23 protein-coding genes are annotated in these 24846 nt (G+C 42.7%); 3 read left to right on the forward strand and 20 right to left on the reverse strand.

Features of this window, described 5'->3' with window-relative positions:
• The first annotated feature begins 3 nt into the window (after positions 1 to 3).
• The 3 genes from ABFY19_RS09630 to ABFY19_RS09640 all read left to right on the forward strand — a co-directional run bounded on the left by ABFY19_RS09630 (position 4) and on the right by ABFY19_RS09640 (position 3160).
• Positions 4 to 1104 carry a YheC/YheD family protein gene (locus tag ABFY19_RS09630; protein WP_418790444.1) on the forward strand — a complete coding sequence of 367 codons (1101 nt, stop codon included), beginning with the start codon at positions 4 to 6 and terminating at the stop codon, positions 1102 to 1104.
• 67 nt (positions 1105 to 1171) lie between these two features.
• Positions 1172 to 2713 carry a putative amidoligase domain-containing protein gene (locus ABFY19_RS09635; protein WP_418790445.1) on the forward strand — a complete coding sequence of 514 codons (1542 nt, stop codon included), beginning with the start codon at positions 1172 to 1174 and terminating at the stop codon, positions 2711 to 2713.
• A gap of 90 nt (positions 2714 to 2803) precedes the next feature.
• Complete coding sequence (locus tag ABFY19_RS09640; RefSeq protein WP_418790446.1) at positions 2804 to 3160, forward strand: hypothetical protein; 357 nt, start codon at positions 2804 to 2806, stop codon at positions 3158 to 3160.
• 114 nt (positions 3161 to 3274) lie between these two features.
• Here ABFY19_RS09640 and ABFY19_RS09645 read toward each other — a convergent pair whose 3' ends face one another.
• The 20 genes from ABFY19_RS09645 to ABFY19_RS09740 all read right to left on the reverse strand — a co-directional run bounded on the left by ABFY19_RS09645 (position 3275) and on the right by ABFY19_RS09740 (position 24753).
• A complete protein-coding gene (locus tag ABFY19_RS09645) occupies positions 3275 to 4666 on the reverse strand; it encodes a UDP-N-acetylmuramoyl-tripeptide--D-alanyl-D-alanine ligase (RefSeq protein WP_418790447.1) in 1392 nt (463 codons plus the stop codon).
• On the reverse strand, positions 4657 to 5022 hold the full coding sequence (locus ABFY19_RS09650) for a hypothetical protein (protein ID WP_418790448.1): 366 nt from the start codon (positions 5020 to 5022) through the stop codon (positions 4657 to 4659). The genes ABFY19_RS09645 and ABFY19_RS09650 overlap by 10 nt, the downstream gene beginning before the upstream one ends.
• Before the next feature lie 150 nt (positions 5023 to 5172).
• Positions 5173 to 5739, reverse strand: coding sequence for a hypothetical protein (locus ABFY19_RS09655; protein ID WP_418790449.1), 567 nt, complete (start codon positions 5737 to 5739; stop codon positions 5173 to 5175).
• 36 nt (positions 5740 to 5775) lie between these two features.
• On the reverse strand, positions 5776 to 6102 hold the full coding sequence (locus tag ABFY19_RS09660; RefSeq protein ID WP_418790450.1) for a YbaB/EbfC family nucleoid-associated protein: 327 nt from the start codon (positions 6100 to 6102) through the stop codon (positions 5776 to 5778).
• Between the two features lie 169 nt (positions 6103 to 6271).
• The gene (locus ABFY19_RS09665; protein WP_418790451.1) at positions 6272 to 7210 is read right to left on the reverse strand and encodes a diguanylate cyclase; all 939 of its coding nucleotides are present in this window, start codon (positions 7208 to 7210) and stop codon (positions 6272 to 6274) included.
• An 84-nt stretch (positions 7211 to 7294) separates the two neighbouring features.
• A complete protein-coding gene (locus tag ABFY19_RS09670) occupies positions 7295 to 8134 on the reverse strand; it encodes a formate dehydrogenase accessory protein FdhE (protein ID WP_418790452.1) in 840 nt (279 codons plus the stop codon).
• Between the two features lie 14 nt (positions 8135 to 8148).
• Positions 8149 to 9060 (reverse strand): NrfD/PsrC family molybdoenzyme membrane anchor subunit, encoded by a 912-nt coding sequence (nrfD, locus tag ABFY19_RS09675; protein WP_418790453.1) that lies wholly within the window; start codon positions 9058 to 9060, stop codon positions 8149 to 8151.
• The gene (locus ABFY19_RS09680; RefSeq protein ID WP_418790454.1) at positions 9053 to 9841 is read right to left on the reverse strand and encodes a 4Fe-4S dicluster domain-containing protein; all 789 of its coding nucleotides are present in this window, start codon (positions 9839 to 9841) and stop codon (positions 9053 to 9055) included. The genes nrfD and ABFY19_RS09680 overlap by 8 nt, the downstream gene beginning before the upstream one ends.
• Positions 9842 to 12883: a formate dehydrogenase-N subunit alpha gene (gene fdnG / locus ABFY19_RS09685; protein ID WP_418790455.1), complete on the reverse strand. Its 3042-nt coding sequence runs from the start codon at positions 12881 to 12883 to the stop codon at positions 9842 to 9844.
• 487 nt (positions 12884 to 13370) lie between these two features.
• Positions 13371 to 15278, reverse strand: coding sequence for a selenocysteine-specific translation elongation factor (gene selB, locus ABFY19_RS09690; protein ID WP_418790456.1), 1908 nt, complete (start codon positions 15276 to 15278; stop codon positions 13371 to 13373).
• Positions 15275 to 16027: a twin-arginine translocase subunit TatC gene (gene tatC, locus ABFY19_RS09695; protein ID WP_418790457.1), complete on the reverse strand. Its 753-nt coding sequence runs from the start codon at positions 16025 to 16027 to the stop codon at positions 15275 to 15277. Before tatC ends, selB begins: the two co-directional genes overlap by 4 nt.
• 37 nt (positions 16028 to 16064) lie before the next feature.
• Positions 16065 to 16268, reverse strand: a complete 204-nt coding sequence (tatA, locus tag ABFY19_RS09700) for a twin-arginine translocase TatA/TatE family subunit (RefSeq protein WP_418790458.1) — start codon at positions 16266 to 16268, stop codon at positions 16065 to 16067.
• A 22-nt stretch (positions 16269 to 16290) separates the two neighbouring features.
• Positions 16291 to 17367, reverse strand: a complete 1077-nt coding sequence (gene mqnC, locus ABFY19_RS09705) for a cyclic dehypoxanthinyl futalosine synthase (RefSeq protein WP_418790459.1) — start codon at positions 17365 to 17367, stop codon at positions 16291 to 16293.
• Positions 17351 to 18202, reverse strand: coding sequence for a menaquinone biosynthetic enzyme MqnA/MqnD family protein (locus ABFY19_RS09710; protein ID WP_418790460.1), 852 nt, complete (start codon positions 18200 to 18202; stop codon positions 17351 to 17353). Before ABFY19_RS09710 ends, mqnC begins: the two co-directional genes overlap by 17 nt.
• A gap of 1 nt (position 18203) precedes the next feature.
• Positions 18204 to 19322: an aminofutalosine synthase MqnE gene (gene mqnE / locus ABFY19_RS09715; protein WP_418790461.1), complete on the reverse strand. Its 1119-nt coding sequence runs from the start codon at positions 19320 to 19322 to the stop codon at positions 18204 to 18206.
• 17 nt (positions 19323 to 19339) lie between these two features.
• On the reverse strand, positions 19340 to 19954 hold the full coding sequence (locus ABFY19_RS09720; RefSeq protein ID WP_418790462.1) for a UbiX family flavin prenyltransferase: 615 nt from the start codon (positions 19952 to 19954) through the stop codon (positions 19340 to 19342).
• 78 nt (positions 19955 to 20032) lie between these two features.
• On the reverse strand, positions 20033 to 20923 hold the full coding sequence (locus ABFY19_RS09725) for a UbiA-like polyprenyltransferase (protein WP_418790463.1): 891 nt from the start codon (positions 20921 to 20923) through the stop codon (positions 20033 to 20035).
• Positions 20924 to 21003: 80 nt separating this feature from the next.
• Entirely contained in the window at positions 21004 to 21852 is an 849-nt protein-coding gene (locus tag ABFY19_RS09730) for a hypothetical protein (protein WP_418790464.1), read from the reverse strand.
• A 129-nt stretch (positions 21853 to 21981) separates the two neighbouring features.
• Positions 21982 to 23019, reverse strand: coding sequence for an HD-GYP domain-containing protein (locus ABFY19_RS09735; RefSeq protein WP_418790465.1), 1038 nt, complete (start codon positions 23017 to 23019; stop codon positions 21982 to 21984).
• A 249-nt stretch (positions 23020 to 23268) separates the two neighbouring features.
• A complete protein-coding gene (locus tag ABFY19_RS09740; RefSeq protein ID WP_418790466.1) occupies positions 23269 to 24753 on the reverse strand; it encodes an IS1182 family transposase in 1485 nt (494 codons plus the stop codon).
• Positions 24754 to 24846: the final 93 nt, after the last annotated feature.

Here is a 24846-nt window from a genome sequence, read left to right on the forward strand (position 1 = left end):
CCATTGCAAATCGGTCCGCTTCTTGGCATCCTTACTATTTCGCGTCCTGGCACAACCCCTTTTGTCGGAGGCCAAAATGAGTCCTTTACGGAAATTCTTGAAGTTGCCAATCAGATGAATTGTGTCGCCTTTGTATTTAACCCATTTGAAATTGACTGGTCCAAAAAAGCTGTCTGGGGTTACCGGTTTAATACTAAACATAACCCTGGAGAATGGGAACGGCAGGTCTATCCTCTTCCCAGCATAATTTATAACCGGATACCTAATAGGACTTTAGAAAACAGGGAAGATATAATACTGGTTCTTAATAACCTAAGAAAAAAATATGGTTCCAGATTTTTCAATCCATATTTTCTGGATAAATGGCTGACACATAAAATACTATTCAATGATAATAAAACCAAGGAATTTCTCCCTGAAACCCATCAGTTAAAGGGGCCGTCAATACTGTCCGAAATGGTGTCACGCCATTCTTCGGTATATCTGAAACCCAAAGCCAGCAGCCTTGGTAACGATATTTATAAAATCAACATGACTAAAAATAAGATGTTCCGCTTTATCCACCAGACCCTTACTCAACCGCCGCGAAAAGGTTTTATACGTGACTGCCGTGACATTTTACGGGAATTACCTCAAAATGGAAGTTTCGGATATCTGGTACAGCAGGCCGTACCTCTGGCACGTTTCAGAAACCGTCCTTTTGATCTGCGCCTCCTGGTACAAAAAGACCGTACAGGAAAATGGCGAAAAACCGGTACTGCTGCGCGCATTGCAGGGGAAGGAAGCATTACCACCCATGTTTTTTATGGAGGAACCAGACATCCTGCAAATACAGTTATCAGAGAAGCAGCTCAAAATCATGGCTTCTCCTACAAAAATGTGAAAAAACAGCTTAAAAAAATTGAGTCCCTGTTTCCCAGAACTATCGAAAATGCCTACAAACAATCGTTTGGCGAATTGGAAATGGATATTGGTATTGATGAAAAAGGCAAAGTCTGGTTTTTTGAGGCTAATTCCAAGCCATTCCGGTTTGATGAAAAACTATTACGGGCAAAATCACTTGTCCGCCTGATTCACTATGTCCGTTATCTTGATTTATCCTGACTAATTTTGATTATATATTAACCAGCATCAGACATTAAATACTCCCTGCACTCCCAAAGGAGGTGATATGATGAGGCTGGCCTTTCTTTACGACAAGCGCCTGACTCAACCCGAATTACTCAATGCATTCGATGGCTGTATCGCAACTACATGCCCGGTAACTGATTGTACTGTGCTCCTGCGTTGGGGAAACCCCGAAGGACCTGATAACATTTCGCAAGCAGTACTTAATAGAAAACAGCCTTTAAAAAATTCTCTGGATAAGGAAAAAGTGTTTGATATACTTAAACTAAATAGGATTAGGCGTCCTCGCTTTGTTTCACCTAGCCCGGCCTCCCCTTATCCTCTGGTGGGAAAATGGAACAATCTTACTTCCGGAAACGGCAGGGAAGCAGTAATCCAGACTTATGACAAGGCCCTGGTATCAGGGGCCGATTTCTTTGTAGAGCATGTTAATACAGTTAAAAAATACAATATATATTTTTTTGACCTTAACAGCTTCTGGGTTACCAAGAAAGTTGCTGTAAAAACCAATACTCCGCGCAACAACATAACACCCTCCTGGGTATATGAAGAAATCCCTCTTGACCTGGACCGGGATACTGTAAAAACCTGCCTATTAGCCCAGCGAGCTATTTATATTTTGGGACTGGATTTTGGCATGGTACATGCTGCCATTGACACAAAGGGCCGCCCGGTGATACTGGACATTACCCCGGTCCCTGTTCTTCCGCTGAAAGCAATAAACCTTTTTTCCGGGCAGGTAAAAAAGTTTACTGCCGATATCACAAGGCAGATAACCGACTCTGGCAGCCTCTTGGATAACCGTATCGTCTTGGGGGCTGACCCCGAATTCATGTTGAAAGACCCAAAAACCGGCAAAATTGTTTATCCTTCGGATTTTCTTAGTATGGATGGACCCCTTGGCTATGATGAGAGAAGTGAAAACAGGGCAGGCAGGCTTTATCCCCTGGCTGAGGTCAGACCTGTTCCTGACCAGTGTCCTCTTAATCTCGTCAAAAAAATAAAAGGCATTCTAAAACAGGCAGTCTCTCTAATCCCTCCCGATATTGAATGGCTCGCCGGCAGTTTGCCCTTTGAAAATTATCAAATTGGAGGCCATATACACTTTAGCAATATTGGTATAAACTGCCGCTTAATTAGGGCCCTTGATAATTACCTGGCAATACCCCTGATGCTCATGGAAGATCCCGGCAAGTCGTCTAAACGCCGCCGTCAGTATGGCTGGCTGGGAAGTATACGTCCTAAACCTCATGGTGGCTTTGAATACCGAACACCCGGCAGTTGGCTGGTCTCACCGGAAATGGCTGAAGGCTGCCTGTGTCTGGCAAAAATTGTGGCTACAGAATACCGCTTACTAACCAGGGATTACTTTAGTGATATAGAACTGCAAAAAGCATTTTATCAAAGTAAAAAATACTACTTTTATGACATTTTTAATGAAATCTGGGAAGACCTTAAGAAGACACAACTGTTCAGCAAATACTCAACATACCTGAACCCAATAGCAGACCTTATTAACAGAGGGGGACACTGGGACGAAACATGTGATATCCGAAAATCATGGAATTTACTGCCGCCACCTTAACGCAAATAATGTATCATGTAACTTCCCGGTTAATTTCCTCATATAATGTATCGATACAGGGCTTATGGAAATAGAAAGGAGGTAAATTTTATGCACAAACGTCGTTATAACCCCCAGGTTAATTGTAACTATAACTATAATTATAATTATATGATGCCATATAACGGCTATCTCAACAACCCTGGCACTGCTTGCGGCGCTTATCCCGGAACACATGTGCCCGGCGGCGTTGCAGGAGTTTATTCCGAATACCCCGGAGGTTATTCAGAAATGCATCCAGGAATGCATTCAGGAATGCATCCTGGAATGTATCCCGGAATGTATCAGGGTTATTGTTCCGGACAGTATAACTGCGATTATGACCACCGTGACAGGCATTACAATAACTTCCCATGGTGGCTGATAGTACTGCCGTTCATTTTCCCAGTTTTCGGACCTTTCTTTTAATCTACACAGTTCTTATCCGAAATTTTTGCAGTAAATTAGAGAGGGGTAGATATGTTTCCGCTATGACAACTATTGCCGTCATGTAGGAAAATATCTGCCCCTTCCATTGTTTATTTATTCTTTACTCTTCTTTCTAAGTTCTTTAACTACTCTCTCCATATATGCCCCCCTGGAACCCTTAACAAGAATTACACTGCTCTCCGGTATATTTTTCCTGAGAAATTCCACTGCCTGTTTTTTTAATAAAAATGACCATATTTTCATCTTATCGGAGCTTACTGCCCCGGCGGCAATCTGTTTCGCCAGCCTGCCTACTGTAACAAGCCAGTCTATATTTAATTCAGCTGCCCTTTTCCCGACCTTGCGGTGGTTTTCCACAGCATATTCTCCCTGTTCCAGCATATTACCAAGCACAGCAATACCGGTTTTACCCCTGGACAATTCCGTCAGCACTTCCATGCCTGCTATCATTGAACCAGGATTGGCGTTATAAGCATCGTTTATTACAATGCTATTTTTAATGCCCTTAAAAAGCTGAAGTCTCATAGCCGGTTTCCGGTACCTGGCAAGACCGGTCCGGATAGTATCAACGTCAAAACCCAAGATACATGAAGCTGCAATTGAAGCAAGGGCGTTGCCCACATTATGTTCCCCAAAGGTTGGAATGAAAAACATGTGTTCCTGTTTATCTATTACTACGGTAAAGGACGTTCCTTTCTTATCAAAACTTATTTTGTCTGCATTAAAATCAGCCTTATTTTTTAGGCCGTAATAAAGAACTTTGCCCTTAAATCTAGAATAATCTATTTTCTCTGTACTGGGGTCATCCGCATTCAACAATAGAAATCCGTTATCCGGTATCCCTTCTATGATCCCTGTTTTCTCCTTGACAACGTTTTCAAAATTTCCCAAGTGCTCAATATGCCCTTCCCCAATATGGGTGATAATGCCTACCTGAGGCTGAATAATACTGGACTGTTTACTGATATGCCCAGGCCTGTTCATTCCAATCTCAAAAACAGCAGCCTCATAACCCCGGTTAAGGCGCATGATATGTGGCGGAACATAGTGGGGCAGGTTCATATTGCCTTCCGTTTTCAGTGTCTTCCACCGCAGCCGGAATATAGATGCAATCATTTCCTTGGTTGTGGTCTTTCCTGAGGTACCGGTAACACCAACTACAGGGATATCATGAAGTTCACGGTAATACTTAACGGCTTTCCAAAAAGCTTCCCCAACCTTAGGCACAGCTATAACCGGAATATCCGGGTCCTTAAAAGGTAAATTTTTTTTGTGACGGGACAATACAATTCCTGATGCTCCCCTTCTAATAGCTTCCATTATGTTACAATCGCCCTGCTTACCGCCTACAATATCAAAATATACCAGACCCGGTCTTGCCGCCGAACACCTGGACATAATTCCCTTCACAGGCAGGTTGGCATCTCCCCTGACAAGTTTACCTTCCGTTATATCACATAACTTGATAGCGGGTATTATTCGCAAAAATTATCACCAGCCGATTCCTCAGGTCTTTCTTCGTTTTCATAAGTATCATGGCTAAAAGCCAGAAGGTTCCCTGAAAGTATGAGAAGAATCAGAATCAGGAACAGGGTGAATACCAGGTTAAGTGAAATGCTAAGGGTACCTGTGGCTGTTTTTAAAGTAAAAATTTTTTCTTCACTTCCAAAGGATGCAAGAGCCTTGCTCATGGTTTTTACCGCTTCCTGTCCGGGATTACTGCTGACAACCTCTAACAAACTCAATAGACTATCGGTGATAACCTGGCCTTTGGCCCCAAAATAAGGTCTAAATCCTTGTAATAATGGGCCAATATTGGGATCAATGGGAATACTATTCATATCCTCTGCCTCCCGCTCATTTTTTATAAAATATCTATTACATATTATGAACAAAGAAACAATGCGTTCCCCAGCCAAATAAAAAAGTAGAATGCCCACCGGACATTCTACTTTAGTGCCACATTAAACAATAGTATTAGCAAAAACAATTTAAGAACGCTGTCCAACTCCTCTTTTCCCTTCAAGGCTATGTCTTCTGTTTTGCTCATCATCAGGAGTTTTTTTTTCTGCCTTTTGGCCACTTTCCGGTGAAGAAGATGTAACAGTTGCTGATGATTGTGATTCTTCAGCCGATTTGGAGTTAGACTGAGGGGCGGTATTTTGATTTAAACCGGAGCCTCCCTGATTTAACATATTGAAAAGTGAAAGCAGCAGTCCGGGATTTATTTTCTTTTTTGCTGCCATATTGCTCAACATGCTCACTAAATCCGTCTGCCCGCCTCCTTGGCTGTTCATTAAACTTCCCAATGTGTCATTCAGGGCCTGGGCCTGAGCATTGTCGGCATTCCCCGCCGTACCTGTTACCTGCCGGATACTACTGCCCGGGGTTTCCCGGACAACACTCATAATCGTAAGAACATTAAATAGTCCCAGAATACCAACCAGGACATTTGGGCTTATTTTGTGGTCAGTCTGCCTGTCAAGCAAACTAATAAGTTTGTCAATCACATCTTTTCCAGTATCGTTAGATCCTAACAATGAGGTTATTTCTTCCAAATCATGACCTCCCTCTTAAAAATATTTCATTTATGCCTAAAAGAATCCGGGAATATTAGGAATATTCATCCCTCCGGTTACCTTGTTCATTTCTTGCATGGCAAGCTTACGGGACTTTTCCATAGCCAGGTTCACAGCATTAACCAAAAGTTCCTGAAGAACATCTGCATTGGCAGGATGTATGATTGAAGAATCTACCACAATATTAATAATCTCCTGCCGGCCGTTGGCAGATACCTTTACCGAACCAGAATCAACTACTGCTTCCACCCTCATATTTTTTAATTCTGCCTGAACCTTGGCCATATCTGATTGTAATTTCTGCGCCTGCTGCAGGAGTTTACCCATTTGGTCATCAAGCAATTTAAGGCCCCCCTAATCTTTATATATACTTATACATTAAAATATATTCACCCATACCTCATTTGTTTCACGTTTTTTCCAGATTTTTTATGCAAAAAAAAAGCAACCCTCAGCTAAGCTGTACCGCTTAATGCAAAGGGCTAAATTATTGTTAAGAATTCAAAAGTTTTTAGAATGTCTTTTCATTCCCCGAAGCAGCTATTTTGGTAGCATTCCCTCCTGACTTTTTAGCTTTATACAAAGCCCTGTCAGCCAAATTGAAAAGGGTCTCTGCCGTATCCCCGTGTTCAGGAGAACAGGCAATACCTGCACTTATGGTAACTTGACTTTCGGTTGCAATACCATCTTCGTCATAATAAAACCAAAGCCCCTCCAGAGCCTGCCTCAATCGCTCTACCAGAAAATAGGCCTTTCCAGAGGTGGTGTCAGGGAGCAGAATCAAAAACTCATCTCCACCCAGCCTGGCTATCAAATCAGATTTTCTGAGCCTATGCTGCAGAAATTTTACAAACTCTACCAAAACCGAATCCCCAACATAATGCCCATAACTATCATTTATTTGCTTAAAAAGGTCAATATCCAGAACCACTATGGAAAACGGCCTGCCGGTTCGTTTAACACGGTAGAACTCTTCTTCCATACGCTCCTTGAGGTATCTCCTGTTGTAAGCACCGGTTAGCTCATCCCTCATTGACATGTGGTGATAACTGCTTACCCTGTTCAAAATCGCCTGTATCCTGGCCAGCAGTTCTTCTATGGCAAAGGGTTTGGTAATGTAATCATCACCCCCGGTCTGAAAACCGGCCAGCTTATCTTCAAGGCTGGTCTTTGCAGTCAAAAAAATTATTGGAACCATTTTAAGACGGGAATGGGACCTTAGCCATTTACAAAACTCATACCCATCTACATCCGGCATGATTATGTCAAGGATTATCAAGTCCGGCGTTATCTCTTCCAACAATGCCATAGCTTCATTGCAGGTCTTACAGGCCATAATGCTGTATCCCTGAGACCCCAAATAATCCCGGAGCTGGCAAATTGTGAGACAATTGTCTTCGATAATCATTATTTTTTGGGCATTATCAATTTTTGTCTCATTTCCTAACAATACCGGCCCCTCCTGAATGTTTGAAGTTAATTATGAAATTGTTTCGCCAACAATACCCTTTTTCCTGCAAATACCGGAAGTTTTTTAAATCTGATTGGCCAGAATATCCAGGAAAACAGTTTCAATATCAGCCATCTCCGATAATCCCTTAGTCCCGCCTCTCTCTTCCATTATTACCTTGAGATAGCTCCCGCAAGCTTCACAGACATCAATCCTGCATCCGGGAACATCGTCAATAAATATTACTGAGAGCGAATCATGGTCTTCATTGAGGCAATAAGGGCACTTTAATCGCTTACAAAGCCATTCATGTCCACATAATGAACAATGTAAATACCTTTGCCCATCATGTTTAGCTGCATGTCCCATATCAGGGCTGCCGCCGCAAACCGGACACAATGAGCTGTTTTCCGCGGCCATAACCTGTTCATTTTTCAAGCTACGGGCAAATGCTTTCAAGAATGGTTTAACCGAATTAATAAAGATAAATTTCAGGAGCCCTACATTTATATTTTGAGATTCAGGCTGTTTTGCATAGAGGGCTTCCGTGCAGCATTTGTTCAAAGTTTCATTAAAACTGTGTTTGAAAATTTTATCACCTACATTAACGGCATCTTTAAAGGTCTGAACTAATAACGGCCCAGATATTAAATCAATTGCATCCAAGCCCTTCAGCCCTGGACGGTGCCGAGCTATCATACCGGTTATATCACTAAATACCTGGGCAAATAACTCGGTATCAAAATCGGGCTGACACTGTTTAAGCAGCGGAACCTGAAGTACTTCTTCGAAACTGCCCGTATTTGCACGGCCTTTTAAGTTAAAACTGCATTTTTCACTATAGTTTTCCTGAATTGCTGTTAATTCCCTGAAAAAATTCAGCAGTTCATCAGGAATTACGTTCTTTTCAATATAACCATGCAACTATATCACCCCTATTAAAAGATTGCTTGACCGGCATACAAAATTACCACTCTGGTAAGGAAACTTCCTATCAGAATAAACACGGCTGATATAACGGGAATAACGCTATTAACCATCTTTTTCTTGCTGGAAGCCAGTTCATAAATATCCATAATAAAAGGAATCAGCAATCCAAAAGTCACTATGCCCACCCAGAAAACCGTGCTAAATTGGCCGGTAAGCAGTAAAGCAGCAGATTCAGGGGCTGCAGAATGCAAACCAACCATAAGGATTACAAAAACAAGCATTTCAAGCATATCAACAATCGCACCGGTTTTAGCAAAGGTATAAATCTGACATCCGTCTGATTTTGTGGCTGCCAGTACCAGAATAATATTTGCAAGTCCGGCGGAAGTTGCCGACATCAGGAAAAGGAGCCCCAAATATGGTGTACTATGCCACAACGGTGCAGCGGTGCTTGCCAACAAGATTCCGGTATAACAAGCAATTAAGAAAGCAAAAGGCAGAGCTAAATAGCTAAGAATTTTGCGCAGCTTCGGCTTGAATGCAAAGTATTTTAGAATTGGCCAGCCCTGCGTAAATTCCTCTTCAGCCAGCCATGTAAGGGCATACCCTCCTCCAAATATGGTGAATGCTGTTAACAACCAGGTTCCGAGAGACATGGTAGAACTTAGCCGGAAAATAGGCAGAAAGTTCTCTCCAAGTATAAAGTGCCAAAAGCTTAAGGGTCTGCCCAGGTCAATGACCAGCATCAAGAGACCTAACAGGATCAGAGGTACTCCGATATATGACCCTAGTTTAGCAATTCTCTCATACTTCCCTTTGCTAAAGGTGTTTGCCAAAATACCCGAATAAAATGCTGCTACTCCGTCACCCGCAATAAACAGGTATATAGCTAAAATAATTGGCCATACAAGTTCATGCATTACCGTCCACCCCCGTTCCAGCAGAGTTATCAGTGGCTTTACCGCGCTCACGGAATATTAACCAGAACGGGGCCAGTGCAACAACTCCTACTCCAAGCAATGCATGCAGCCAGTTGCTAAACAAACCGGCAGTGGCTACCTCAGGATTTGCCGGCAACCCGTAAACTTCCGGTTCATCATCCAAAACATAAATCACATGCAGCCCGCCAAGCTCATTCTCACCATAAACTTGGGCGTTAACTCCTTTATTGTATAAAACAGATACTCTTTGCTTGGCCTGTGCAAGCATTTGTCTCCGATCACCAAAACTGACAGCACCCGTTGGGCATGCTTTGACACATGCCGGTTCCATATCGTTTTCAATCCTTTCATAACATAACCGGCACTTTCTGCTGCTGCCCGTTTCTTTAGAAAACCCTATGACATGAAATGGACAGGCAACCACGCAGTTTTTACAGCCCACACAGCGGTCATCGTTAAAAAGCACCATTCCATTATCGGTTTTCTTAATTGCCCCAGCAGCACATACTGCTGCGCAACTGGGCTCAGAACAGTGCATACACTGTTCTTTTCTGAAAAGGAATCTTACTTTACCAGCATCTTCTTTTTCGAAGAAGCGTACTTTCGTCCATGTATCGCCACCAATCCGGGGAGGGTTCTCATAGCTGCCGGAAAAAACCGTTTTAGCGGCAGGCAGCTCATTCCACTGCTTGCAGGCTACTTGACAACCACGGCATCCCGTACACCTAGTAACGTCAATATACATCGCAAGTTCTGCCATTTACACCGCCCTCCTTACATCAACAAGAAACGCCTTATATTCGGGAATCATCGTATTGCCGTCACCGATATGAGGGGTCAGCTTGTTGGCTATTGCTCCTGTTGCAATTCCCTGGTAACCAAAGTGCCATGGCAATCCAACCTCCTCAACGTGTTTCCCGTCTATAAAAAGTGGTTTGAATCGCTTAGTGACCAAGGCAAATGCGCTTATTTCTCCTCTGGCACAAGATATCATAACCTTATCCCCGTTATTAATTCCTCTGGCTTTGGCAAGTGATTCACTCATTTCTACAAACATATCAGGGATAAGTTCAGCCAGCCAAGGAAGGTTCCTGGTCATCTGCCCAGCCTGCCAATGCTCAGAAACACGATAAGTGGTACCAATAATCGGGAACTTATCAGGTGTCCCTTTTTGATTCATTGGCGTATTCCATATCTTAACCACCGGGTTAAGCTGAACTCCGGACAGGAGATTGTTTTGAGGGCTTTCCCAAGGTTCATAGTGTTCCGGGAAAGGCCCTTCCTTCATTTTGACACTAAACAGCCCTCCTACCGTATCCGGAAGCATAATAAACGGATTTGTACCTCCAGGAGCAGAAGGCGCCAAAGTACCACTAAAGTCAGGCACATCCAATCCTACCCATTTTCCTTTTTCACCTTTCAGGATATCACCCGCAGTGGGGTCCCACCAAATTAACTTGCTGTCATCAGACCAGGGCCTTCCTTCATAGTCTGCTGAGCAGCGGTTATACAGAATTCTGCGATTTGCCGGCCAACTGTAAGACCAGTTAAGGCAGTTCCCCAAACCGCCTGCATCATTATTATCCCGCCGCTGGGATAAATTTTTACCTTCTTCCGGATACATACCGCAGAAAATCCAATTTCCGCTGCAGGTAGAGCCATCATCCGCCAGTTTGGAGAAAAGGGGTACCTGTTTTCCGGTAACAACATTATATCCGTTGATTTCCTTGGCTATCTTGTCAATATCAGGTTCATAACCGTCACCATAATCCCAGAAAAGGTTTTTGATCGGTTCGGCAGCAGGACTGCTGTCCTTTTCATAAAGTTTTTTTACTCGCTTAACAAGGTTATCGATTATCCAGGCATCAGTTTTTGAGTCATTATACGGTTCGATTGCCTTCCAACGCCACTGAATCCATCTTCCGCTATTTGAAATCGTACCCTCTTTTTCAACTGATGAAGCGGCCGGAAGCAAAAAGACCTCTGTCTTAATATCTGCAGGACGAGCACCGGCTTTCTCAGTCCAAAAAGTTGCGGTCTCGGTCTCCCAAAGATCAACACAAACAAGCCAGTCCAAATTACCCATTGCCTTTGCTTCCTTGCTAGCATTAGGCCCACCTACCACAGGGTTCTGACCGAAGCAGAACATTCCCTTGATTTTCTCTTCGTAAAGCGCCTCAAAAAGGGCTATATGAGAGTAGTTTACTTTGGGATCAATCTTGGGCAAATACTGATAGGCAAATTCATTATCTTTGGTGGCATTGGGACCCCAAAAAGCCTTGAGCAAGCTGACCACAAATTTTGGTTTATTTGACCAATAACCCGTTTTCGGGGTCTCTGTCTCCAAATAAGCCGCAAGTGTAGCATATTGAGGTGCAGCTACTGGAGTATTTAGATAACCCGGAAGAATGTGAAACAAAAGTGCCATGTCTGTAGACCCCTGGACATTTCCTTCACCTCTGAGCGCATTCACGCCCCCGCCGGGAACACCGATATTACCCAATAGCAATTGCAGCATTGCATAAGACCTGACATTCTGAGAACCTACGGTATGCTGGGTAGTTCCCATGGCATACATTATTGTACCGGCTTTGCCACGGGCCCCAGTAGCAGCATAAGTATCACATACTTCCATGTAAACGCCTTTGGGAGTCCCTGTTATCCTGCATACAGTATCAATATCATAACGAGAATAGTGCTTTTTCAGAAGCTGGAAAACAGTCCTCGGATTCTGCAAAGTCTCATCTTTCAAAGGTTTCCCTTCGGCATCCATCTTATATTTCCATGTATCTGTACTGTATTTACGGTTCTTGCTGTCATACCCGCTGAAAATCCCGTCATTAAAATCAAAACTATCCTCAATAACAAAAGCGGCATTGGTATATTTCCTTACATAATCCTCATTATACATTTTGTTTCTGATGATATAGTTTATCATCCCGCCAATAAAGGCTATATCAGTACCTGACCGCAACGGAGCATAAATGTCGGCTTTAGCCGAAGTACGGGTAACCCTGGGATCAACGCTGATAATCTTGGCTCCGCGCTCTTCCTTAGCCTTGGTTAGCCACTTAAAAGACATGGGATGATTCTCTGCAGCATTGCTTCCAATAATTAGGGCACAGTCAGTATTCTTCAGGTCAATATAATGATTTGTCATTGCTCCTCTGCCAAATGAAGGTGCCAGACCGGCAACCGTAGAGGAGTGTCAGATACGCGCCTGGTGTTCCAGATATACCAGGCCCATGGAACGCATGGCTTTTGTCAGCAAATAGCACTCTTCATTGTCAAGGGCGGCACCTCCAAAACAAGCTATACCCTCAGTACGGTTAACGGTAACGTCCATTTCGGCTCCTGTTTTGGGGTCAGTGACCTTTTGGGTCCTAACAAAACTTTTGTCCCTGGTCTGTTTAACTTTCTGAGCTATACGATTCATAACCCAGTCCCATTCCTTAGTCTCCCACTTATCACTTCCTGGTGCCCTGTAAAGAGGCTTGCCTAACCTTCTTTCATTATTAGCTATCTGGTACAATGACGACCCTTTGCTGCAAAGAGAACCACGGTTAATGGGATGGTCAGGGTCTCCTTCCGTGTTAATTACTTTTCCGTTTTCCACATAAGATAAGATTCCACAACCACAACTGCAATACGGACAAATAGTTGGCACTATCCGGGCAGACTTTATCTTGAGGCCTTTAACCTTTGCAGCTACAGGTTCCAGGTCAAAACCCAACTCTCCAAAAACCAAGCCCAGGCCTGTCGCTCCGGACAGCTTTAAAAAACCTCTCCGTGAACATTTCAATAGTATCTCCTCCCTTCGTTAACATGCCTTCTTCCAAGCAGCAAAAACCATGCTGCTTATTCACCTCCTATGCAGCATTTAACAGCATTTCCTTGTGCTTTTTTCACTAGTTCCGGACACAAAATCCAAGAAAATCCTTTGGTTGCTTTAATTCCGATTGGTTCTTATGTCTTATTTCGACACATTTCGTCAATTTCCTTCTTTTTTATCAGGCCTTATGTCGGTTTTTTTGTAAAATCCATACTGAAACTCTGCCATAAATAGTTTGTTTTTACAGAATAAGTCTTTGCTTTTACTTGTCACTGTAGTAGGTAAAGCCTATAATAGACATAATATTTCAAAGCTAGCAACTATCAAGTGGGCTTAAGGAGAAGCCCACTAATTTTTTGACACAAAGAAAGGAACCATGCCCATAAGTAATTACTTATGACACGGCCCCACAATAAAAATTTTATTTTCACTTATCAGTGATTATTAGGGGATCTGGTTAATAGGGGACTCTTTTATCATCAATACGCCGGGTGAGTTTCTCCTTATCAAAATAACTCAATACCGGAAGCGTAAATTTCCGGGAAGTATTCAACAGGTCACGTGCTTCTCCAAGGGTTATTTCACCTTTATCCTCCAGAAATTTAATTAGAAGGTTCTTGCCCTTTTCAAGATTTGCCTTGTGAATTAACACGCTGTCTTCAAGCTTAACAAGAACCTTTTTATTTATAAAATAATTAAGTATCTCTTCACTTTCTGCCGGGTTCAATTTGTATCTGGATTTAATATCTTCCCAACCCGGAGGCTGAAAACCAGATGATAAGTATTCTTCATCAATTTTTTTGAACACTTGAACTTGCTCACCTTGGGGCAAAGGTTGAAAACCATGTTTTGCAATATTTTCACCGGCAATGTTGATAATCTCATCTGCCTGATAAATATCCATAAGGGCGCTAAAAATCTTGTTGTTGATTCCCGGAAAGTGCCTGCTCCTTATTTCTTCCTTTGATATCCCTTGCCTCAGTGGATAAACAGAGTGGTATTTTTCCAGTGTTGCTGCAATCTCATCACCTTTTTGGCTATAAGAGGAATTCAGGATATAATAAATCTTATTTTCTACGGCAAGCTGACGCAAAACACTCTGAGAAATCAGCTTGTCTATGGCTTCCTCAGTTGTGAGCTGATCCAAGCCTACCCCGCGCTTCAGGTCAGGCTGCATATATGCAGCCTGACCTGATGAGAGCATAAACTGGTGCAAAAGTTCTTCCGGAGCCCCTTTTGACTTTGTCCGCAATATATCAATTGTTTCCGCATGAAACCGCTTCCTCTTGGGGGGAGCCGAATCAATTACCTTTCCCCCTCCAATAGTCCGCATAGGTGAATATGACCTAATTACCAGCAAGTCACCCCTAGCAGCTATAACAGGATCTTCACATTCAAGTTGAACAAATCCTGTTTCACCCGGCTCCAGTTCATCCTTCTCAAGAAGAACAACCCTTGCCAATATTTCTGATGTCCCTATATGAACCCTGACCCTAGCCCTGTTGGCCAGGTTTTTTTTCATATCTGAAATAAGTCTAAGCTGTACATCAAGACGATGTGATGGTTTAAGCATCCCCTGAGCTGCTATCACACTGCCTCTATTTATATTTTCACGCTCTGTAGCGGCCAGGTTAACAGCAACCCGCTGACCCGCCAGAGCCTCTTCAACCTTATTCCCGTGAACCTGGAGTGTCCTCACCCTAGCTTCTTCCATATCAGGCAGGATTTCCACTACATCCCCCAATCGCAGTCTTCCAGACAGCAAAGTACCGGTAACCACTGTCCCAAAACCGGTTTTTGAAAACACCCGGTCAACAGGCATCCTGAAAAATCCGGCAGCAGGACGCTCCCGGAGGTCTTCCGCCGTCATATCGATTACCTCAATAAGTTGCCTGATGCCTTTTCCGGTAACGGATGATACCGGCACAACAGGCGCATTGTCCAATACAGTCTCCTTTACCAGTTCCCTTACTTCCTCTTGAACAAGGTCCAGCCACTCTTCATCAACCAAGTCTGTTTTAGTTATTACAATAATACCTTTTTGAACCTGAAGCAGGTCAATAATATCAAGGTGTTCCCTGGTCTGAGGCATTATCCCTTCATCAGCAGCCACTACCAGAATCACCATATCCATACCGCCGACCCCGGCCAGCATATTTTTTATAAACCTTTCATGTCCGGGAACATCAACAACGCCAACCAAGGTCCCGCTGGGAAGCTTAAAAGGCGCAAAACCCAATTCAATGGATATTCCGCGTTCTTTTTCCTCTTTCAGACGGTCTGTTTCTCTACCTGTCAGTGCCTTTATTAACCTGGTCTTGCCATGATCAACATGACCGGCGGTGCCAATTATGAACCGTTTCATTTAGAGTCCTCCGAATTATCAACTTCAGTTTCAGGCACGGCTATTTTCTTTTTCCTTCCAGGCCGTACAAGGTAAGCAAGCCATATGCTTATCTCATATAACAGATACATGGCACCACCCATTATACCCTGAGTAATCATGTCAGTAGTGGGAGTGACCACGGCGGCAATGACAAATATAGCCAGTAAGGCAAATTTCCTCTTTGATGCCAGGAACCCAGGAGTGACAATTCCCAGTCTGGCCAGGATAATGATAACAAGAGGCAGTTCAAACATAGCCCCGAAAGGCAATAAAAACCAGATTGTAAATGAAAGGTATTTATTTAAAGAAAGCATGGGGGACAAGCCTTCTCCGCCAAAACTGAGAAGAAAACCAACCGCATAAACAAAAACGGAATAATAGGCAAATGCAATGCCACCAACAAACAGCAATACCGAAACCGGCATAAATATAATCAGGTATCGTTTCTCATGGGCATGCAGAGCAGGAAGCACAAACTTCCAGAACTGGTATGCGATTACCGGTGAAGCAATAATCAGGCCTGCTACAAGCGAAATCTTCATGTAAGCTGTTAAAGCCTCAGTTGCAGTAATAAATACTAGGTCATATTCCAGTTTTTTAACCGGCAATACCAAGAAGGCCAGTATTCTTTCGCGTATCATCCACCCTACGACAGCACCGGGGATAATTGAAATAAAACTTATTATAACAACCCGCCTTAGCGCCTCAAGATGATCTAAAATAGACATCTGTTTGTCAGTCAAGCTAAAATCACCTCTGGCCCGTTTAGTTTTGCGTTTTGTCTGTGTTTACATCATCAGGATCTTTTGCTTTTTCGGTTTCATCCTTGGCACTGCTTCGAAAATTGGATAACATTTCCCCAAAGGATCGTCCAATATCAGGCAATTTTTTGGGTCCAAAAATTATCAGCACAATAACAAGAATCAGGATTAATTCTTTGACGCCCAGATATGCAAAGCCGAAAGTCATAAGTATCCCTCCATTTTAGTAATTAATAGCATTTTAAGATATTATAATTCGTATTTCGTTGTGCTGGGGTATACCCTGCATCCCTGATACTTTTAATGATCTCATCCAAGGGAACCCGGTTGCTGACCCCGGCCGCTCTGACAACATTTTCTTCAAGCATGGTGCCGCCAAAGTCATTGGCCCCGAAGTTTAAGGAAACCTGTGCCATTTTAGCCCCCTGTGTTACCCATGAAGCCTGGATATTAGGCACATTATCAAGCATGAGCCTGGATACGGCCAGAGTTTTCAGATAATCTAAACCTGTTGCCGTTTCTCCGCCAAGCCGGGTATTCCCAGGCTGAAAACTCCAAGGGATAAAGGCCCTGAACCCGCCAGTACGGTCCTGGGCATCCCTGACCCTGACCATATGCATTACACGCTCCTCAAGTGTCTCCACACTGCCGAACATCATCGTAGCGGTAGATTTCATGCCCAGTTCATGGGCAGTTGTCATTACATTCATCCATTCTTCCCAAGAAATTTTATCTGGACTAATATATGTTCTGACCCTGTTATCAAGAATCTCAGCTCCACCGCCGGGGATTGAATCCAGCCCGGCCTCACGCAGCTTGACCAGCACATCACGAACCGAGAGTCCGGTAATCTGTGAAAAGTGGACTATCTCCGGTGGTGAAAATGAGTGAATGTCAATATCAAATCTTTCTTTAATACCATGCAGCATGTCCAGGTAATACGAAAACGGCAGGTCCGGGTGAAGCCCGCCCTGCATAAGTATTTGTGTGCCACCACAGGCCAGAGTTTCCTTTATTTTATCATAGATTTCATCATAACTCAAAACATACGCATCAGTCTCCCCTGCAGAGCGGCAAAATGCGCAAAACCTGCACCTAACATTACATATATTGGTATAATTGATGTTTCTGTCAATAACAAAGGTAACTACCGGCTCCGGATGAATCCTTTTAGTAATAGAAGAAGCAGCCAACCCAAGCAAGATTATTTCATCTGATTTAAGAAGAGCTACACCTTCTGCAAAATCCAGCCTGTTGCCGGAAACAGCCTTGGCCAAAATTTCTGCTATTTTATCCAATTTCTTCACCCCAGATGTTTAACTTGACACGTTCTTCAATCAAGCCGCTTTTATATGCATAATCGTAAAACGTCAGCAACGCCTTTTGCTCTTCCTCACCAAAACCATACTTGATAGTATCAAAATACTCTTTTAAGACATTTTGGGGCAGGCCGGTCTTTTCATGTGCCTTATCAATCAAAGCAGGAATATTGGCAAAACCATATTCCTTGGCTTTGATAAATGCATTACTAATGCTTTCTACCTCTTCCGGATGTGCTTCAATAAACTTCCGGTTGATCACCCATAAAGCATAAATCATCCGGTGTCCAGTAAATTCTTTCCAAGCTGAGCCCAGGTCCGTAATATATAAAGATTCGCCGCCCTGCTTTCCAACCGCCTCTCTGGCCAAAAGGGCATCATCTCCAATAAGAAGTGCAGCATCCGAGTATCTCAGCATCTTTTTTAAATTCGGTTCCTTTAAGGAATATTGAACCTCCACATGGTAATAATGTTCAAACAGTATTTTGAGCAACACCACTGAAGTTGCTGACGATGTCGGCAGACTTACCTTCAGCCCATCTAATTCGGTTACCGGGACTTTGCTGAAAAGAAGAATACTCTCAACAGCCCCATCGGCACTGATAGATATTTCTGGAAGAATTACGGCCGTCTCACTGTTCCTGGCAAATTCAATAGATGAAATTGGAGTAATGTCAAGTTTGCCGTTAATAAACATTTTATTCAACTTTGTTGGCGGTCCCTTAACCATTTCCGCAGCAACGGGAACTTGTCCCTGTTCAATAGCATAATAGACAGGCAAACAATTTATATAATCAATATAACCTAACCGGATTTTTTTCACCTTAAAAGCCCTCCTCAAGAATTTTATAGAGGGTGTCCCGTTCAGCGGGAATCCTTCCCGCTGCCTTAATCATTCTCACCAGTTCTTTTTTGGTAAGAGCCTGTCCACTATCAGCCCCCGCAGCGTGAGTAATCTGCTCCTCAACAACCGTGCCGTCTATGTCATCTACCCCAAAAGCAAGAGAGACTTGAGCCAGTTTAGGTCCTATCATAATCCAATAAGCCTTGATATGATCAAAGTTGTCCAACATAAGCCTGGCAACCGCCAACACTTTAAGATCATCATATCCTGTAGTACGGCTGAGGTTCATCTCTTCCAAGGCGGTGTTTTTTTGGTGAAAAGCCAGTGGTATAAAGGCCAGGAAGCCACCAGTCCTATCCTGCAACTCACGCAGCCTGAGCAAATGGTCTATGCGTTCCTCAGCAGTTTCTATATGTCCGTATAGCATGGTAGCATTGGTTTGAATACCCGCTTTATGGGCAGCTTCGTGTACCTCCAGCCATCTTTCGCCACTGATTTTTTTTTCACATATTTTTTCCCTGACCCTTTGGGAAAATATCTCTGCCCCTCCCCCGGGAAGTGAGTCCAGCCCTGCATCCATCAAACGGCGAATTACTTTCTCTATCGGTATATTTTCAGTTTTAGCAAAATAATCGATCTCCACAGCAGTAAAAGCCTGGATAATTGTTCCGGGCAATACCCTCCTAACCCGGCGCAACATTTCTTCAAAGTAACTCAGCTTAAGTTCAGGATTAAGCCCGCCTACAATGTGCAGTTCAGAAATGTCCTGGCCCCTTACTGCAGATGCCTTTGCCTCTATCTCTTCAAGAGTCATGGTATATGCTGCGGGGTCATCAGGCTTTTTCCCAAAAGCACAAAGATTACAAAGGTTATCACAGACATTAGTGTGGTTTATGTGGCGATTTACAATGAAGTACGCATAATCCCCATTTTTCCTTTTTCTCACCATATCTGCCATATACCCTATTACCAAGAGTTCATTTGATGTCATCAACCTGATACCGTCATCAAAATTAAGCCTTTCACCATTATTAACTTTTTCAACAATATCCAACAATTTGCTATTACACAGCAGATCGCTTGCAACACACAGTTCCATATTCGATCCCCCTTAGGTTAAGAGCCCTGCCACCTTTTAAAAAGGTTGTGCTCTATCTTAAGTAAATCTAGGACCCTGCCAACAACAAAGTTAACCAGGTCTTCGATCGTTTCAGGTTTATGATAAAATGCAGGAGCTGCCGGCACTATATGGGCACCCATTGAGGCAAGTTCCAGCATATTTTTGAGATGTATCTGGTTTAATGGGGTTTCTCTGGGCACCAACACCAATTGCCGTTTCTCCTTCAGCATAATGTCAGCAGCCCTCTCCACCAGGTTTTCCGAGGCGCCGCATGCAATCCCGGAGAGGGTAGAGACGGTACACGGAATTACTATCATACCATCATTTCTTGCCGACCCACTGGCAATCTCAGCCCCAATATCCCTATGATCAAAATACCTCAGCGGGATATCCTTATCCTCTTCCCAACCTAAATAAAACTTAATTGCATTAACCATATCCGCAGCTCTTGGCTGAGGAAGTTCCCAGGAAAGTTCTTCCCGGAGCACCCTAAAACCGGGGTCAGTTATTGTCAGGCTTACCTCATGTTTTAAACTAAGTAATGCCCTAAGCATATTCCGCGCATATATAGCGCCACTCGCTCCGGTAATACCTACTATATATGAACCCAAGCACATATCCCTCCAGCTTCGCTAACAGGCCCTCTAATCTATACTCCACCGAAATTTGGTTTCATCAACCTTAATGCACTAGAGTGATATTCTGATTCCAAGTACAATATCGGCAAGAGTAAAAACGAACAGCATTAGACTAAGTATACCGTTCATATTAAAAAAAGCGGCATCAAGTTTAGATAAATCTGTTGGAGTAACCATTGAGTGCTCATATATCAGTATGCCTGCCGCCAAGATTACCCCAATCCAGTAGAAATAACCCATACCCAGAAGTATTCCGTCCAATATTAGGAATAATACAGTCAAAACATGTAATAACCCAGAAAACACTAAAGCCTTGCCAAGCCCAAAAACTGCAGGAATCGAATGAATTCCTTCCTTTCGGTCAAATTCGTAGTCCTGACATGCATAAATTATATCGAATCCCGCTACCCAAGCAATTACCACAAATCCAAGAATAATTGCAGGAAGTTGCACTCCGCCCGTAACCCCAACCCAACTCCCTACGGGAGCAAGACCGAGTGACAACCCCAAAATAAGATGGCACATCCAAGTAAACCGTTTTGTATAGGAATACAGAGTTAAGACAAAGACAGCTATGGGCATTAATTTGACCGTAAGAGGAACCTCTAAGTTATGTGGATTAAGCTGCCATGCTGAAACCAGTAACAGCCCCCAAGACAACACTACATAAACCCATACCTCAGCAACCGAGAGAATGCCCCTGGGAAGATGCCTATCAGCAGTCCGGGGGTTCCTCGCATCTATATGACGATCAATCAGACGGTTTAAAGCCATGGCAGCTGTCCTGGCGCCTACCATGGCCAGAGTTATCCAAATTAATTCGTGCCCTGTAGGGAAATCACGTTTTGCCAAAAAAGCCCCCATATAAGCAAATGGCAGGGCAAACACTGTATGTTCAAATTTTATCATTTCAGCAAAATTACGAACACGTGCAAACGCCATATTCAATTATAACCACCTCTCGTGTAACTATTCCTTGGCTGCTGCTGCATTGTAAATAACGAAAAGGCTTTTCTATAGTATTATCCTAAATATATTTGATTTTGTTTATCATTGGAAAGCCTATTAGGTATGTTTTTTAGTTTTTCACACTGACCCATCTTCCGCAGCGGAATCGCGAGCACGCCGTTCTTTAATTGATTAACCAGACATTCCAGTCCATCCCGGGCTTCTCCCGCTGGAAATTCCTGCAGCATTTCACTTACAGTTTCAAAGTATGGTACCGCCAGTTCAGGATTCAGGTTTCTTTCCAAAATACCATAGCCCATTCCCAGGTTAAAACCTATCTCCGCAAGGCTAATTATTACTTCATTTGAGACCTCGGCAAGAATGCCAGCCATCTTTGCCGCCCCTTCAGTCAAAATTGCACTTTCTTTTTCAATGACAAATAAGTCCAACGCAACATCAGTTGTTTGAAATCCCCAATGCTTTCTTCTTTGTAATGCTCCAATATTCATATCTGCTATAATTGAAGCCAGAGGATCCAGGAATTGCAGAATTCCCCCGTCACAAAGCTCTACAAAAAATCGGCCATAAAGGTAATCTCCGACCAGCACCGGCAACTGAGCTCCATCCCTGGGATCTTCTTCCACAAAGTTCCTGACACAGTTGTCGGGAATCTGGAACTGGACGTATGAAGCCAAGTAAATTAATTGGGTTACCGCAGCAAGACTAACCAACTTTGATCCGGTGTAGCCCAAAAGCCTGCCGGAAAACAAAACCAGGGCCGGATGCAAATAGTTCTGCACAGACTCTGTTTCAACATGCGCAAAATTAGTCAAATTCCCGGATTTTATCTTAAAGGCTATAGCCACTTTTTCATTTACAGATTTTAAATCATCCAAAATAGGCACCAGGAATTCGGCTGCCATGGATATTCCCCCTTATGCTAAAATCGTTGCATAAAGTCTAACCTTCTATATATTCGTTACCCTTAAAACAAATCCTCCCCTTAAATTAAGATTTCACAAAAAAAGGTCAGAATATTCGAGTAAATAAATTTAATCATGTTCATAAGCAACTACTTCAGCTACAAAAACCGTAGGGGTCTCAGCCAAATCAATCATCTCTCCATCAACTGATACTATCGGCCTGGTGGGAAAATCACTATTCTGATAAACCACTTTCCCTACAAGGCCATTATTCAATTTGACCATACTTCGCAACGGAAAAGCAACAACATTCCTCAGGAAGTTTGATGTAAGTCCTCGGTCAAGCCCGATATCTGCTTGTGACCACAAAATCTCACCCGCTTCGTAAACTGGAAGCTTAGGCCGGTAAACCTTTTCTCTGATCAGCGCTGTATATATGTCAGCAATAGCCACAATTCTGCTATATAATTGTATCTGGCTGCCCTTTAGTCCATTTGGATAGCCACTGCCGTCAAGACGCTCATGGTGCTGCAGAGCCACTACCAGGGCATGCTTATTTATGCCATCAATGCCGCTTAATATATCAAAACTTATTAGGGGGTGCTTTTTAATCATACGCATCTCGGTATCATTAAGCTTTTTCGGCTTCTCAAGAATTTCTCCAGGTATAAAAAGCTTGCCAACATCATGGAGCAGTGCAGCAAAGCAAAGAAAGCGCATGTCAAGCTTGTCCATACCCAAGGACTTGGCGGTGATAATTGAAAGCAGGCCGACATCTACCATGTGTTCAAAAACGTCTGTATCAGTAGATTTCATCCTAACCATTTCTGCAAAAGGCACTTCATTAATAATAATCTGCTCCACCAGTTCATGAGCCACTTCATTAATAACCTTAATATCAAAAGTTTTTCCTTTGAGAATTTGTGATTTTGCTTTATTCAGTTCTTTAACTGCTTCTCCAACAATTAACTGTGGTGCAAATCCCTGAAGAAAAGAAAAACTGTCATCAGTCACCCAAATGCGTTTAGCTCCCGCATTTCTGAGCCTCTGAATCATCTTTTCGGTCAGTACAGAATCCTCGCCCAGCAACTTGGTGCCGTTCATGTTAAAAACCGGTTGGGCCAGAGTCATACCACTTTTTACATCGTCAATGCGTAATGAAAACACGGCCTCTTTCCCCTTTCTGTTTGTAGGGCTAATGGTAGATATTTTGACAAATAACATCTTTTTTCCTGCATTTTTGCAGGAAGATTTATATTACTTTGCTTCCGCACCAGAATCAGGTTTTTCGTTGCCTGATAACATCATTTTGAAATATTATGTGCCATACATAGTAATCCCACTCAACTTTAACCGTGCGGAAAACCGGTGCAATAACTCACCAGATTCTCGCCCATCAAAAAGGGAACATCCCAATTATGGGGCTTGTTGACAAAAATGGCTAGGAACTAATTTCCCTAGCCATTTTCTCATTATAGTTCGTATTTTATTTGAAATGCATGTGTGTTTCTTACGTAATTCCCGCTGTTTTATTGCCTTTATATATCTTTTTATGTTTATAACTAACGCCGATAAGAGGCATTGTTCCAAAACATTGGCGATGCCTCTTCTTCTTGCTTTTGAAAGATTGTGGTTTTCTTTTAAAATACCATTTGTTCCTTCGCACCACATTCGCCTAAGCTTTCGAATCCGCGTATATTCAACCGATCCTTGCCTTGTATGGGTCTTATCTGCATAATCTTGATGGAAGGGGCGTGTTACACTTTTTCGCCTATCACTTTTAGACAAACATTGTTCTTTTAGTAGACATGCTTTACATTCTCTGGTCCTAGCGGCATATACTTTAGTCTTTTTTTGCTTAATATGAGATAGATAGAGAAATTTGCCTTCTGGGCATATATAAACATCTTTATTTCTATTATACGCAAACTTATCTATAGTAAAACTCTCTGTCTTACTGAGCCTTGCAAAACCAGGAATATACCCTTCAATTCCCAATTTGTCTAATCCATAATGAACATTCATATAGTCGTAACCTTTATCTGCACCAACTTTCCGAATGTTTAAGCCAAGCCGTTCTTGCTGTGATTTTAGCCGGTCTATGTAAGGTTCACTGTCGTCAACATTGCCGGGAGTTACATAAACATCCGTAATTATGCCGTGTTTAGCATCTATACTCATATGGTCTAAGTAGTGGAAGCCCTTTGGTTTTTCAGGCCGGTTCAGATAGCCACTTTCCGGGTCTGTTTTACTCCTAACGATTTGTTTTGTTTTCGGGGCAGTATTTGGTTCTTTTCCTCGTTTCTTGCCTTTATAGCCTTTTTCCTTATTTATTTTTTCCTGAAGAGCTTCGGCTTCTTTTTCTAGTATACCCAAGTATTCAGATGGAGTGCATTCTACCGTGACTACTTCCTTTCGCTTATTAGAAGCATTGGCTTTTATATGAGTGGAATCTGTAACTATGATTTCACCAGTGACAATTCCTTCAGCAATGCAAAGTTTGATTATCTCATCAAATATTTCCTGAAACACATTAGTTCCCTTAAACCGCCTTCTTCTATTTTGCGAAATTGTTGAATGGTCCGGGACAGGTTCATCCAGGTCAATATTTAAAAACCAACGGTAGGCCAGATTCACTCTCACTTGTTCTTCTAATTGCCGTTCGGACGGAATTCCGAAAAAATATCCTATCAGTAACATCTTGATTAGTTTAACCGGATCAACAGAACGGCGTCCCCTGTGTGAATACATATTCTCAACCTTGTCATAGATGAAACTAAAATCAATCTTATCTATTACTTCTCGGAGGAGATGGTCTTTGGGAACCAGTTCCTCCAAGTTGACATACATATATTTGCTTTGGCTGGGTTGATTTTTATCCATCATATTGCTCACTCCCATCAAAAAACCGGTAGAATTAATAATTCTACACGGTTCCTTAAAACACCTTTCAATAAGTTAAAATTATTGGGAATTTGTCAACAAGCCCCACTT

The organism is Phosphitispora sp. TUW77, from assembly GCF_048453025.1.
In the GTDB taxonomy this organism is placed as follows: Bacteria; Bacillota; Thermincolia; order Thermincolales; family UBA2595; genus Phosphitispora.